The sequence below is a fragment of the Magnetococcus sp. PR-3 genome, from assembly GCF_036689865.1.
GTDB lineage: Bacteria > Pseudomonadota > Magnetococcia > Magnetococcales > Magnetococcaceae > Magnetococcus.
On record NZ_JBAHUQ010000037.1, the window covers coordinates 1 to 12,912 of the forward strand.

A 12,912-nucleotide genomic window follows, 5' to 3' on the forward strand; every position below is an offset into this window, starting at 1 on the left:
GAGAGCTCTAAAAGAGCTCTTTTAAAACCAGTTGAGAAAACTGATTATTTATCAATAGCGGCAAAAACCCCTGACCAAGTAGGACCTTGATCGTTGATTTTGCGCTCTTCAAACAAGGCACGGAAGATATGGAATTTGGCCTTTGTCATATCGCCATCAGCCAAAGCTTTTTTTGCGATTTCGCCATGGGTGGCTACTTCTTGTCCCACTTCGTCCACGCCGTCCCAATAGGAGTTGGCTTCTAGGCGGACGGAAACTGTGTTTGCCATAGCCTTGGCTTCGGCTAAGGAATTCACGTCAACCTTACCAAACGTCATGGGCCAACCTTTTTGGGACCACTGCTTAGAGCCTTCGATGGCCCCATCCAACAACTGGTTGAGTTCGCTGCTCATATCGAAAATTCCTCTTTATACGATCCATCGGTCTTAGAGAGGTGTAAAGCCTCAATGACCAGATTGTCTGCGCTTATAAACACCATCAATCAGTGCAACAAAGTACTCGTCAATGTGCGGATGATTGATTGCTGTTTTCTCTCTATCTGGGCTCAAATTCTGTTGAGCAACATAGGTTTCTGTTTCAGTACCATCAACCAAAACACGATACCATGGTGCATCCTTTGGGGGGCGACTTTGGGCTACTTGTTCATACCACTGTTCACTCAACATAAATATCGGGTCGATATCAATGATAACGCCCCGGTAGCTAAACAGCTTATGCGATACAAGCTGCCCAATATTGAATGTTGCGTATGACGCTATACCCATCTTTATTCTCTCTTAGTCATGTCATCTGATTACGACTAAAAAAGATAACGACCAGCCCCGCCAAGTACCGACGCGATTAACCCCAAAAAGAGATTGGTTAAGATAATCGGTCGTATTTTCTTCATGTACATGCCTGCTTCAGGAATCATCAACTCTTTAGCGAGTCGCCTAAAAGGTCGATAGAGTACAAAGTAGACATAACTGTAAAGCAGAATCATCACCAAGCCGATGAGTTGCATGAGATGAACATGTAATCCAACACTGCCCATTCCACCCATTTCCACAAAGATCATCCAATAGCCTGTTACCGGTAAGATAACAACACTACCCCAGACCCAAGGGAAAAAACGGCTAAATACGCCAGCCCAAAGCGGAATCCTGTATTTAGGTTCCAACGCTTCACTGGCCGGACGTAAAAAATTATGCGCAAAGAACATGCCCCCGACCCAAACAATTGCAGCTAAAAGATGCAAAGCTGTGACGATAGTCATGATCCCTCACGCATAACAGATAGACATTCGAAGTCCTAAACAGACCTATGGGGGTAGGCGTTAACCTACCCCCATCAGGTATACTTAGATGCCGTAACCCATATCGATGTAACCGGTTGGGCAGACTTCTGAACAGATGTGACAACCCACGCAACGCTCATATTCGGTGAACATCACCTCACCTTCAGGATTACCTTTAAACTTGGTAATGGCGTCCTGAGGGCAGAAGAGCATGCACTGGTTACACTCAAAGCACATACCGCAGCTCATGCAACGGTCAGCTTCATCCTTGGTGGACTCTTCAGAGAGCTGCTGGAGCGTCTCTTCCCAGTTACCAACAACATTAGCTGGGTGCTGAACTTGGCGTTTGGCTTGCGGCTTTTCTACGAAGAAGTCAGACTTCAACTTATCGTATTCAACAACAGACACCCGACCAGGCTTGGAAGGCATTTTTTCGCCTTTCAAGAAGATGTCCATGGCCTCAGCAGCTTTACGACCATGACCAATAGCTGTGGTCAGTAGGTGAATTTGTACGGCATCACCACCACCAAAGACATTGTCCATACCTTTGATCTGGAAGTTGTGATCAACTTGCAGGAAAGGTGTGCCGTCGGTGCAATTTTCCAAACCAGCCATGTCGGTGGTTTGACCCACAGCCCAGATGACCATATCACATGCAACAGTTGCTTCAGATCCAGCTTTTTGCTTATAGCGCATGAAAGGTACGGCGTGGTTCCAGCCGTCTTCACCCTTATCTTTACGCTGCATGTCAATCACTTTGATACCAGTGACTGCATCGCCTTCACCCATGATCTCCAAGGAACCGGTGCACATTTTCATGTCGGTACCTTCTGCAATGGCTTCATCATACTCGAAGTCAGAGCAGTTCATCTCTTCACGGGCAACGCCGGAAAGCAGGGTGGCTTTGGAGCCAAGGCGCAATGCCAAGCGGCATGCATCCATGGCAACATCACCATCACCAATGACGACAACATTTTTACCAACGGTAACCTTGTCGGCACCACCAGCTTCAATACCACCATTGATTTCAAAGTCACGCAGGAAATCAATAGCAGATGTCACCATGGCTTTACCTTCAGTGCCAGGCAGAGGGATCGTACGACCCTTCTGGGCACCTACAGCTAAGAACACAGCGTCATGATCTTTGCTCAGCTGATCTAAGGTGATGTCTTCACCGATGGTCACACCGGATTTAACTTCCACACCAAGATCAAGAATACGCTGAACTTCAGCATCGATCACTTCACGTGATACACGATATCCGAGAATACCATAGCGGAGCATGCCGCCAAGCTTCTCATCGCGATCATAAACCGTAACTTTGTGGCCACGTAACGCCATTTGATAAGCGTTAGAAAGGCCACCAACACCACCACCTACTACCGCAATGTGTTTGCCGGTAGAAGGAACTTCGGGCTTTTCAAACTTCAGCCCTTTTTCGATGGCGTATTGACCAATGGCATGCTCAACAGCATTGATACCAATGGTTTCATCACGGAACTGGCGGTTACAAGCACCTTGACAAGGTGCAGGACAAACACGGCCCATAACTGCTGGGAACGGGTTGTTGCGTGCCAGACGCTGGAATGCCGTTGCATAAGGATCTTCGGACTTCCAAACACCGCGGACGATGTTGTTATAGCCACGAATATCTTCATCAGCAGGGCAGGCGTTGGTGCAGGGGGGTACACGCTCCTTGTAGGTAGGGCATACACCACTGAACTCACCATAGGCTACGATCTTGTCAGTACCTTCTTCAAAAGTACAGTCGCCGAATTCCCAGTTGGTCGCTGATTCCAAGTACGGATTCATCTTAACCATCGTAACACCTCCTAACTAGGCCGCTATTAGAAACGGATATGAGCGGACTGGTTGAAGGAGGTACGCGCATGGCGATAGTTATCGATCATGTACTTGTCGAAGGGCAGACCCGTGACCTCAAAGAACTTCTTCCAACCAATACGATCAGCCCACTCGCCAACACGTTCCCAATCACGACCACCCTCTTTGTAAGCCTTAAGGATGGAGGTAACCTTCTCAGCCACTTCTGGCCAACGGTTAACATTGTTAGGCAAACCGTGCGCAACCAGCTTCATGTTTGAAGGACGGCTACGGGGGTTGGAGTTCTTACCACCAATCCAGATTGCCAGCTTGGAGTACTCAGGATGGTTGATTTCCATCGCTGGGCAGGCACCGAAGCAAGCACCACAGCAGATGCATTTTTCATCCACAACCATCAAAGAAGGCTTGCCATTTACCGTCGTAGGACGGATAGCAGCCACTGGGCAACGTGCCACAGTTGATGGCATCTCGCAGGTGGTGGCGAGGATGTCGTGGTTGATGCGAGGAGGACGGGTGTGCTGAACAACGATAGCGATGTCAGCCTGACCGCCGCAGTTAATCTCGCAGCAAGAGGTAGAGAGCTTAACGCGGTTAGGCATCTCTTCCTGCTTAAACTCGTCATACATCAAGTCCATGATGGACTTAACAACACCAGAGGCGTCTGTCGCAGGGATGTCGCAGTGCAACCAACCCTGAGTGTGCGCCATAGCTGCGACTGAGTTACCGGTACCGCCAACGGGATGACCCATGGCTTCCAGCTCTTCAATCATCGGTGCAACATTGGCTTCAACGTCAGTGGTGAACTCAACATTGTTACGCACAGTCCAGCGCAGGAAGCCTGCACAGTACTTATCGGCAACGTCACACAGGCGACGGGCGATATCCACAGTTACCTGACGGTGGGTACCAGCCTTAACGGTCCACACTTCGTCTCCGGTTTTGGAAACATGGTGCAGTACGCCTGGGCGAGGACGGTCATGATACTTCCATTGACCGTAGTTCTTCTGAATGGTGGGGTGAAGCATGTCCCAAAAAGCGCGGGGACCTGATTCAACTGTATTATATTCACGCTTAGCCATCTATCTAATTCTCCCGAGTGTTCTTCGCTTGGGGGATTGTCTCTTGTTAAACCCGTAGGTTTAGCCCGCTTCTTCGTAAGGTGCTTTGAAGTAGGGGTTATCACGGGGTTGAAGCACCATTTCTGGGGTAGCTTCCAAGCCGACGGCATCCAGGAACTGCTGCATACCCACACGCTCGATGGTTTCACCAACGCGCTCGTGGTCAAGAGCATTCTCAGCCCAGTAGTCGATCATCTCGTCGATCAGATCGATGAACTTTTCGATGTCATCATCATCGTCCATCTTCATGAAAGGCACAATCACGGAGCCAAGCATGTTACCAACCTTGAGGTGGCCTTTACCGCCAACCAGCAGGCTAACGCCGCGCTCGTTACCGGGTGAGAGGGCTTTGTTCATCACGTTCAAGCAGTGCATGCAGCGTACGCAGTCACTGTTGTTGATGGTGATGGACTTACCATCTTCGTTCATCTCAATGGCGTTGGTGGGGCAGCGTGTGATGACGTTATTAGTCAAATACGCAATACCACGCTCTTCAATGAACTTGCTTACTTCAGCTTCATCCACCTGGATATCATCTTTCCAGGTACCGATCACAGCGTAGTCAGAACGCTGGATGGCGTTGGCGCAGTCGTTACCGCAGCCAGAGAACTTGAACTTAGCTTTGTAAGGCAGCTGAGGACGGTGTACGAGGTCGGTGAAGTAGGTCAACACCTTCTCATGCATCTTCAGTGTATCGTAGCAGGCCATTTCACAACGAGCCTGACCGACACAGGAAGCACCAGTACGTACAGTTGCACCAGCACCACCCAAGTCCCAACCGAGCTGGTTGAGGTCATCAAACAGTTCCTGAACTTTGTCCTGGGTTACACCCTGGAGCTGCAGGTTACCGGTTTGACCGTGCATGGAGATAATACCAGAACCGTGCTTTTCCCAAATATCCAATACTTCACGCAAAGCCTTTGTGCTGTAGTGCAGGCCTGGTGGAGGCTGGATACGCATGGTGTGGAACTCTTTCGCTTCTGGGAAGAGTTCGGGAACCATTGAGTAGCGGCTGATGATACCAGCGCCGTAACCGTGTACACCAACCACGCCACCTTTCCAGTAACCCATACGGGTTTCATAGGAATAGTTGAGCTGGTCGAGCACACCACGAACCATGGTATTGCCAGTGCGGTTATAGAGTTCTTTGAACCCGGAGATGAAACTGGGCCACGGCCCCTCTTCGAGGGTGTCCAGATTCGGGGTGGGGTTCAGCTTGTTTTCAGCCATAGTGTCGTTCTCCCAACGGCATTGTGGAGTTGTTGGCACAGGTATCGAATTCCCGAATATTATAATTTTCTACTACACTTTGTAGTGAAAGGTAAAGGGGGTGTATTTCCTATTTTTGTATGGTGCCTTTATTTTTATGATGATTTCGGCTCGTAATAGGACCCCTTTTTTTACGATGGGTCTATACTAACTTATTGCACATTAAGGAAACTTTGTGAGTGGGTGGCTTCGATAGCCATCACCCTCCCTCGGGGTGCTTAAAAAAATTTTATAACCGCATTTTTAAGGCGGCCCAATGTCACATACCTGTAAAAAGGTACAAATGAAGGTCAATTCGTGCTTGGTACCCTGAGCAAGGAGAGGCTAAACTGGAGCTCTGCTTCATCAAGGAGCAAACCCATGTGTGGAATTGACATCTGCGCATGACATGATTTCCTGTAGTGATAGGGAATATAACTTTTTCTTGGTTTCGTCAAGTAAGTTGCGCGTGGGAGTTTTGGGTGCTTTTTGATCATCATATTATTGAACAGGTGATAACACTTTGGAATCGTGCCGATCGTCATCGGAGTGGCCTGCGTTTTGCCCATGTAAAAACAGCTATGGAGACTGTTTTTTTAGCGGGCCTAAAACGTGAGGAAGACCGTCCTGTTCAGGTAAGTGTCGCACTTTTAGAGCCAGATTTTGAGATTGAGCACGGCAATCCAGGTGATAATGTGGAGATGAGACTGAGTACTCGTCTTCCCTTTACGGTGGATTCAATGGTCAAGCTTGCCCCGGCTTATGACCCGACAACCACATCCATTGTCGTTAGTGTGAACCCAGATGATGCGCAGACCTTAGAAATTTGGGGTGCTGTCTTCTCCAGTCGGCGTGGCCGTACGCGTTTTGATGCGGAACCGTTTAAGCAATCCCCACCAGAAGCGCTTATCATTAGTACGATGAAAACAGGTTCACTGGCTGTATTTCGCGGTGGCAGTGTGATTGCCCGTTTTAATGCCGGTCGTTTTAGTGAGCCAACACCCACCCCGTTTACCTCTAGCCTCATTGGTTGGAGTTTGCTTAGGGGGGTTAAAGCGCAAGATGAGTTTCGAAGATCGGGTATCCACTATTGGGAACTGTACCGTGATTTTATCGATCGGCTTTTGGTTGAGTGTAGCCGTCGAGGACATGGTGGAACGGTTGTGTGGTTGCCTACGGATCGCATGTTTCCAGCGTTAGATTGGATTAACCAAAAATATGTCATGCATGAAACCCAAGAGGGTGCCCCCCTATTAGAGGAGTTATGCCATCTTGAAGCGCTGAAACAGCAAACTGAAATTGCCAACCAAAGAGGGGAAGAGGGGGCGAATGTATTAGTGCTCTCGCAGACCATACATGAAGTGAAACGACGAATTGTTGAGCATGTTGAGATGCTCGCCCAGCTCACACGTGTGGATGGTGCGCTGATTATCAATGACCGTTTACAGCCGCTCTCTTTTGGGTCGATTTTGGAAGCTCCACCTTGGACAGGTAAAACTCTTTATGGTCCTGATAACGATGGCTACCCGACTTTTCATGTCGACCTGCTTCAGTATGGAACGCGCCATAACTCGGCGGTCTCATTTATAGGGCGTAACCCTGAAACAGTGGCGTTTGTGCTTTCTCAAGATGGTCCTGTGGCAGGCATTACCGGTAAGGATAAAGATGCCCTGTACTGGTGGCCGGACTGTCTGAGTAACCTTTGGGCTGTATAATCGAATGGATAACACATTTTTGGTTTGACCTGTTTAATCGCTTTATTCATAGGTGGCGTTTGTGAGTCGTACACTAAAGTTACTTTTATTCCTTCTCTTTATTATTGTCATTAATGATCTGCGTAAGGGTGTTGAGTTCTCCTATTATACCACCACTCTCCTCAGTTTAACCGCGTTGTCAGTCATTGTACTGCTTGCTCGGAACCAGGGTATTGATCGCTATAATCGGGGTATGCAAGCGTATCGAAACCATCAATTCGAACCTGCATTGTCTTTGTTTATAAAGGCCACCAAATTAGGTGGGGTGGAAGCCTATAATGTGCTGGGGGTTATGGCGGTTTTAGGGGAGGGCGGGCATAAAGACCTAACCAAGGCTGCCTACTATTTTAAATGGGGGGCCTTTTGGCGAATTGCTGAAGCGCAGGAGAACCTTGGTCACTGTTATGCTAAAGGTCATGGTGTGGCGCTTGATCTTTCCAAGGCTGTAAAATATTTAACCAAAGCAGCTGAGAAAGAGGAGGCTTCGGCACAAGTTAAGCTTGGGGTGTTGTATTGGAACAAGCCTGGTGTTCATGAACATAACCGGGAAAAAGATTATGCCCATGCTTATTACTGGTTCGAAAAGGCAGCTTATCAACAAGACCCTCAAGGACTGTATTGGTTAAGCTTGGCTTATGAAATGGGTCAAGGGGTTGAGAAGGATGGTAGCAAAGCATTAAAAGCCATGATGCAATCTGCAGAGATCGGGGGGCTTGATGCTTTATGTGCCTTGGGGGTGCGCTATCTCAATGGGCATGGTGTCACAAAAAATGAAGAAACGGCTGTCGCTTATTTTCAACAAGCAACAGAGTTGGGGCATGCAGAGGGGCCATGGTTGTTAGCTCTTGCCTATAGAGATGGAACAGGGGTGGCACCTAATAAGACCCGAGCACTGCATTGGGCCAAATGTGCAGAAGATCGGGGCTACTGGCAGGCCGAAGCCTTGCGAGAAGCGCTGGAGCAGGACCTTAAGATAAACGCCTGAGGATCTGCAAACGCATGTCAGGCATTACGTACAAAGAGGTTATCCTGTGTTTTTTTTGGAGAGATACCAGCCCTCCCCCTAGGTTGCGGTGCGTATGCTTGACCGCTGAATGGTTAAACGAGGGTGTTTTTTACCTGCCCCCTTTACCCTTCATGTTCAAAGGTTATGCGAGGGTCAACCAGGACATAGGTGATGTCTGTAATGAGTTTTGAAATCAGCCCTAATAGGGTGAAAAAGTAGAGGGTAGCCATGACTACAGGGTAGTCTCGATTGATAATGGATTCATAGCCCAATAATCCGAGTCCATCCAAGCTAAAGATGGTCTCAATGAGTAAGCTACCACTAAAAAATGCCCCGACAAAAGCGGAAGGAAACCCGGTAACCAGAGGAATCAGTGCATTACGGAATACATGCCCGTAGAGTACCTGCCGTTCCCCCAGCCCTTTTGCACGTGCGGTAATGACATACTGTTTAGAAATCTCTTCCAAAAAACTATTTTTGGTGAGCATGGTCATGACTGCAAAAGAACCCACCACAGACGCGGTAATGGGCAACACCATATGCCACAAATAGTCGGCGATCTGGGCAGGCCAAGATAGGCTCTCCCAATTATCAGAAACCAGCCCTCTCAAGGGAAAAATATCCCAGAAGCTTCCCCCACCGAATAAGACCAGCAGCATAATACCCAATACAAAACCTGGGATAGAGTAGCCAGCCAGGACCAAAATAGAGGTCATAGAGTCAAACCGGCTGCCATGTTGCACGGCTTTACGAATACCTAAGGGGATACTGATCAAGTAGGTAAGAAGAAAGGTCCATACCCCTAAGGATATTGAGACAGGTAGTTTTTCCACAACCAGCTCGGTCACGCTTTTATGGTGGTAGTAGGAGTGACCGAACTCAAAGGTGATAAAATTACCAACCATTTGAATAAAACGTTCGTGAGCTGGTTTATCAAAGCCATACAGTTTTTTTAACTGTTCAATCTGCTCATTATCCAGCCCTTTAGCGGCACGGTAACCTGCACCGCCACCACTGCTAACCTCACCACCACCTTCACTCTTTTCTAGAAGTGCCACCATGCGCTCTACGGGGCCGCCCGGTACAAACTGAATAACCGCAAAGGTGATGATCATAATCCCCAATAGGGTGGGGATCATAAGCAGTAAGCGGCGAAGAATATAGGTGAGCATGAGGCTAAATAACTCCGCTTATCTCTTAGGTTCCGTTTTGCTCCACCAGCTCATAACCCAGCTTGAGGGCTGGTAATATAGGGGCAGTTCGGTTGGATAGGCATAGTGCTTATAGTAGGCAATACGGTGGTAGGGAATATGCCAGTTTGGAATAACATAATAGCCTGCGCGCAAGACTCGATCCAAGGCGTGGGTTGCTGTGAGCAATTCCTGTCGGCTTTTGGCGTAGATCATGGCATGAACCAAACTGTCGATGGCTGCGCTCTTTAAGCCAATGATATTGCGGCTTCCTTCTTGATCTGCCGTATCGCTGTGCCAATATCCATGTTGCTCATTTCCTGGCGACAAAGATTGGCCAAAGGAAGAGACCACCATATCAAAATCAAAACTACGGATACGTCGCATGTAGAGAGAGGCGTCTACTGTGCGGTACTTAAGGGTAATCCCCAGCTTTTTTAAATTGGCAACCATGGGGGCCATAATGCGTTCAAAACCAGCCTGTGCCAGCACCATATCGATAACAAAAGGTTGGCCATTTTTTACCAGCTGACGGTTGGGGCCCATTTTCCAACCAGCTTCTTTCAGCAGTTTCATGGCCTGCCTCAGATTTCCCCGTAGACCACGAGGGCCTAGTGTTGATGGGGGCTGAGGGGCCTCCCCAAAAACCTCGGCAGGGAGCTCTTTTGCCCAAGGTTGCAACAAGGCTAATTCAGCTGGGGTTGGTTTGCCCTTGGCCGCCAGTTCAGAGTTATCAAAATAACTGGCTGTACGGGTGTATTGGCCGTAAAAGAGATTTTTATTGCTCCACTCAAAATCAAAGGCCAATGAGAGCGCTTGACGTACCCGGCGGTCTTGAAAAAGTGGCTTGCGAAGGTTTAAGACGAAGCCTTGCATGCCTTGAACATTTTGATGGGGTAGGGTGGTCTTGATGATCTTACCGCTCTTAAAATGGTCCCCGGTATAGTCCCGAGCCCACTGTTTGGAGTGGAAGACATGAACAAACTCAAACTCCCCAGCTTTAAAGGCTTCTAGAGCGACGGTCGCGTCTTTGAAGTATTTAATGGTTACCCGTTCAAAGTTGTAAAACCCCTTTTGGGTAGGGAGTGACCAGCCCCAATAGTTGGGGTTACGTTTGTAGGTAATAGTTTTACCCGGATCAACCCGTTCCACCACATAGGGTCCTGAACCCATTGCAGGCGTTAGGGACTCCTTACCAAAAGGGTGCTGATCAAAAAAGGCTTTACTTAAGATCGGCAGCTGGCCCGTTATGAGCGGGAGTTCCGGATTCTTGCGGGCAAAGTGAAAGGTGACCGTGTGTGTGTCTATGGCCTCTGCTTTGTTGATATCCCGCCAGTAGCTGTTGTAATGCGGATGCGCTTTTTCTGTACGCAAAATCTCCAGTGAGAACAGAACATCAGCACTGGTTACGGGGGTTCCATCCGAAAATTTAGCAGCGGGGTTAAGCTTGTAGGTGACAGACATGCCACTCTTAGCAACAGAAACCTCTTGAGCCAAGAGTTCATATTGGGAAAAAGGCTCATCCAGTGCACTGGTTGCTAGAGTCTGAAAAACCAACGAACCCAGCATATCTGGTGCTTCCCCTTTTAAGGTAAAGGGGTTCATTTTGTCAAATCCACCCAAAGACCACATGGTGAGGGTGCCGCCAATAGGGGCATTGGGGTTGACGTAATCAAAGTGTTTAAAATCTGCAGGGTATTTCAGATCTCCCCATCGACTGAGACCATGGTCAGCCAAGGCATGGAAGGGAAGTAGGGTCAGCAGGAGTAGCCAGCCAATTTTTTTCATGATCACCTACAGCGTTTATGGTTAACTGAAAGAAAACGTCTTATGGAGAATGGCGTTAATCTCGGCGGAATGCAAGGTTACCCAAGGTGTTTGAGGATCGAACAATGGCATCCATTAAAGTTACACTCAGTAGTGCCAAACCCCGCGCTAAAGTTGTACCCAAAGCGTCGGCTCCCAAAAGCTATCAGCGGATACGCCCACCTGCTGTGGCTGGTATGTTCTATCCGGGTGAGGAAAATGAGCTTCGCCAACTGGTGCAGAATCTTCTTAAACAGGCACCGCAACTGCACTCGCATGAGCCCCGTGCTTTTGTGGCTCCCCATGCGGGATACCGCTACTCGGGGTTAACCGCAGCCTATGCCTACAAAACTCTGCAGGCGGCAAAAAAAGAGAAGCCGAGGCGGGTGTTTTTAATCGGTCCCAGCCACAGGGTCTATCTAGAGGGAGCCTCCTTAGGTCGGTACGATGCTTATAAAACCCCATTAGGGCTCATTGAGCTTGATCTTGCCCTGATTGAGCGCATGGTGAAAAATGAACCTGATCTTTCGGCAGATCCTGCGGCACATGCCCAAGAGCACTCGTTGGAGGTACACCTTCCCTTCCTGCAGGAACAGCTCAAGCATTTTACACTGGTGCCCATGGTTTTTGGCAAGATGGAGCCCTCTCGGGTTGCGGAAATTCTTGCCAAATACAGTGAGGAAGAGGATCTGATTGTTGGCTCGTCCGACCTCTCCCATTTTTATGACTATGATAAAGCTGTGGCACTGGATACCACCTGTAATAAGGCTCTGCTGGATATGGATCTGGAGACCATGGCGAGCTGTGAGGCGTGTGGAAATATTGCCATTCGTGCGCTCATGCAAACTGCCCAGAAAAAAGGGTGGCAGCCAGAGTTGGCCGATTATCGAAACTCAGGAGATACTGCTGGGGATAAAAGTCGGGTGGTGGGGTATGCCAGTTATCTGTTTATGGAGGAAACGCCTGTGGCTGAGAAAGCTCCGGATCTGTCAGCGTTGCCGGGATTAGTTAGAACACACCTGCAAGGGGTGTTGGAGGGTAAAGCGGGTATGGATGTTCAGGCACTGGCTAAACGTGACCCTATGTTTGAGCAGCCAGGAGCGACATTTATTACTCTAACCAAAAACGGGCAACTTCGTGGATGTATTGGTTCACTGCAGGCCCACCGTACTTTAGCCGATGATCTGTTGGCCAATGGTGTGTCGGCGGCATTAAAAGATCCCCGCTTTCCCGCTGTAACCCGTGAAGAGCTGGATGATCTACGGGTTGAAGTCTCGTTGCTGACAGAGCCGGTTAAATTGGTCTATTCCGATACGCAAGATCTTTTACATAAACTCAAACCTGGGGTGCATGGCGTTATTCTTTCCATGGGCATGCGCCGGGGTACCTTCTTACCCCAGGTTTGGGAACAGCTACCGACCACAGAGCAGTTTTTAAACCATTTATGTAAAAAAGCGGGCTTGGATGGTCAGTGCTGGAAAAACAATCCTGAGATCTCAGTTTATACGGTAGAAAAAGTGAAAGAAGCGTTGTGAGTCGGAATGAAGGGTGGAGTCTGACGGTTTGATAGGTCGCTTTTACCGAGTGCAAGCCAGCGTATATTTAACCCGACCGTTCTCCTTTTTTAGTGGCCTTGATCGACAGCTATACAAGTAATTGTGCTGAAGTGTTT

General features: G+C 48.6%; 11 protein-coding genes. 3 read left to right on the forward strand and 8 right to left on the reverse strand.

The genetic code is table 11. The annotated features are described in order from the left end of the window. Window positions 1–44: 44 nt before the first annotated feature. The 6 genes from V5T57_RS17425 to dsrA form a co-directional block, all read right to left on the reverse strand. Window positions 45–392 (reverse strand): hypothetical protein, encoded by a 348-nt coding sequence (locus V5T57_RS17425; protein ID WP_332892529.1) that lies wholly within the window; start codon window positions 390–392, stop codon window positions 45–47. A gap of 51 nt (window positions 393–443) precedes the next feature. Continuing rightward, window positions 444–764 carry a heat shock protein HspQ gene (gene hspQ / locus V5T57_RS17430; RefSeq protein ID WP_332892530.1) on the reverse strand — a complete coding sequence of 107 codons (321 nt, stop codon included), beginning with the start codon at window positions 762–764 and terminating at the stop codon, window positions 444–446. A gap of 35 nt (window positions 765–799) precedes the next feature. Further along, window positions 800–1,201, reverse strand: coding sequence for a CopD family protein (locus V5T57_RS17435; protein WP_332892531.1), 402 nt, complete (start codon window positions 1,199–1,201; stop codon window positions 800–802). Window positions 1,202–1,339: 138 nt separating this feature from the next. Then, window positions 1,340–3,097: an NAD(P)-binding protein gene (locus V5T57_RS17440; protein ID WP_332892532.1), complete on the reverse strand. Its 1,758-nt coding sequence runs from the start codon at window positions 3,095–3,097 to the stop codon at window positions 1,340–1,342. Window positions 3,098–3,123: 26 nt separating this feature from the next. Continuing rightward, a complete protein-coding gene (gene dsrB, locus V5T57_RS17445; protein WP_332892533.1) occupies window positions 3,124–4,197 on the reverse strand; it encodes a dissimilatory-type sulfite reductase subunit beta in 1,074 nt (357 codons plus the stop codon). Between the two features lie 60 nt (window positions 4,198–4,257). Further along, the gene (dsrA, locus tag V5T57_RS17450; protein ID WP_332892534.1) at window positions 4,258–5,466 is read right to left on the reverse strand and encodes a dissimilatory-type sulfite reductase subunit alpha; all 1,209 of its coding nucleotides are present in this window, start codon (window positions 5,464–5,466) and stop codon (window positions 4,258–4,260) included. Between the two features lie 500 nt (window positions 5,467–5,966). Here dsrA and V5T57_RS17455 point away from each other — a divergent pair, with 500 nt between their 5' ends. Beyond that, window positions 5,967–7,199: a putative sensor domain DACNV-containing protein gene (locus V5T57_RS17455; protein WP_332892535.1), complete on the forward strand. Its 1,233-nt coding sequence runs from the start codon at window positions 5,967–5,969 to the stop codon at window positions 7,197–7,199. Window positions 7,200–7,260: 61 nt separating this feature from the next. Next, complete coding sequence (locus tag V5T57_RS17460; protein ID WP_332892536.1) at window positions 7,261–8,223, forward strand: tetratricopeptide repeat protein; 963 nt, start codon at window positions 7,261–7,263, stop codon at window positions 8,221–8,223. A gap of 143 nt (window positions 8,224–8,366) precedes the next feature. Here V5T57_RS17460 and V5T57_RS17465 read toward each other — a convergent pair whose 3' ends face one another. Both V5T57_RS17465 and V5T57_RS17470 read right to left on the reverse strand, forming a co-directional pair. Then, a complete protein-coding gene (locus V5T57_RS17465) occupies window positions 8,367–9,416 on the reverse strand; it encodes a microcin C ABC transporter permease YejB (protein ID WP_332892537.1) in 1,050 nt (349 codons plus the stop codon). Window positions 9,417–9,434: 18 nt separating this feature from the next. Further along, window positions 9,435–11,222, reverse strand: coding sequence for an extracellular solute-binding protein (locus V5T57_RS17470; protein ID WP_332892538.1), 1,788 nt, complete (start codon window positions 11,220–11,222; stop codon window positions 9,435–9,437). Window positions 11,223–11,326: 104 nt separating this feature from the next. On the opposite strand from V5T57_RS17470, the gene amrB reads away from it, so the two are divergent. Continuing rightward, on the forward strand, window positions 11,327–12,775 hold the full coding sequence (gene amrB / locus V5T57_RS17475; protein ID WP_332892539.1) for an AmmeMemoRadiSam system protein B: 1,449 nt from the start codon (window positions 11,327–11,329) through the stop codon (window positions 12,773–12,775). Window positions 12,776–12,912 lie beyond the last annotated feature (137 nt).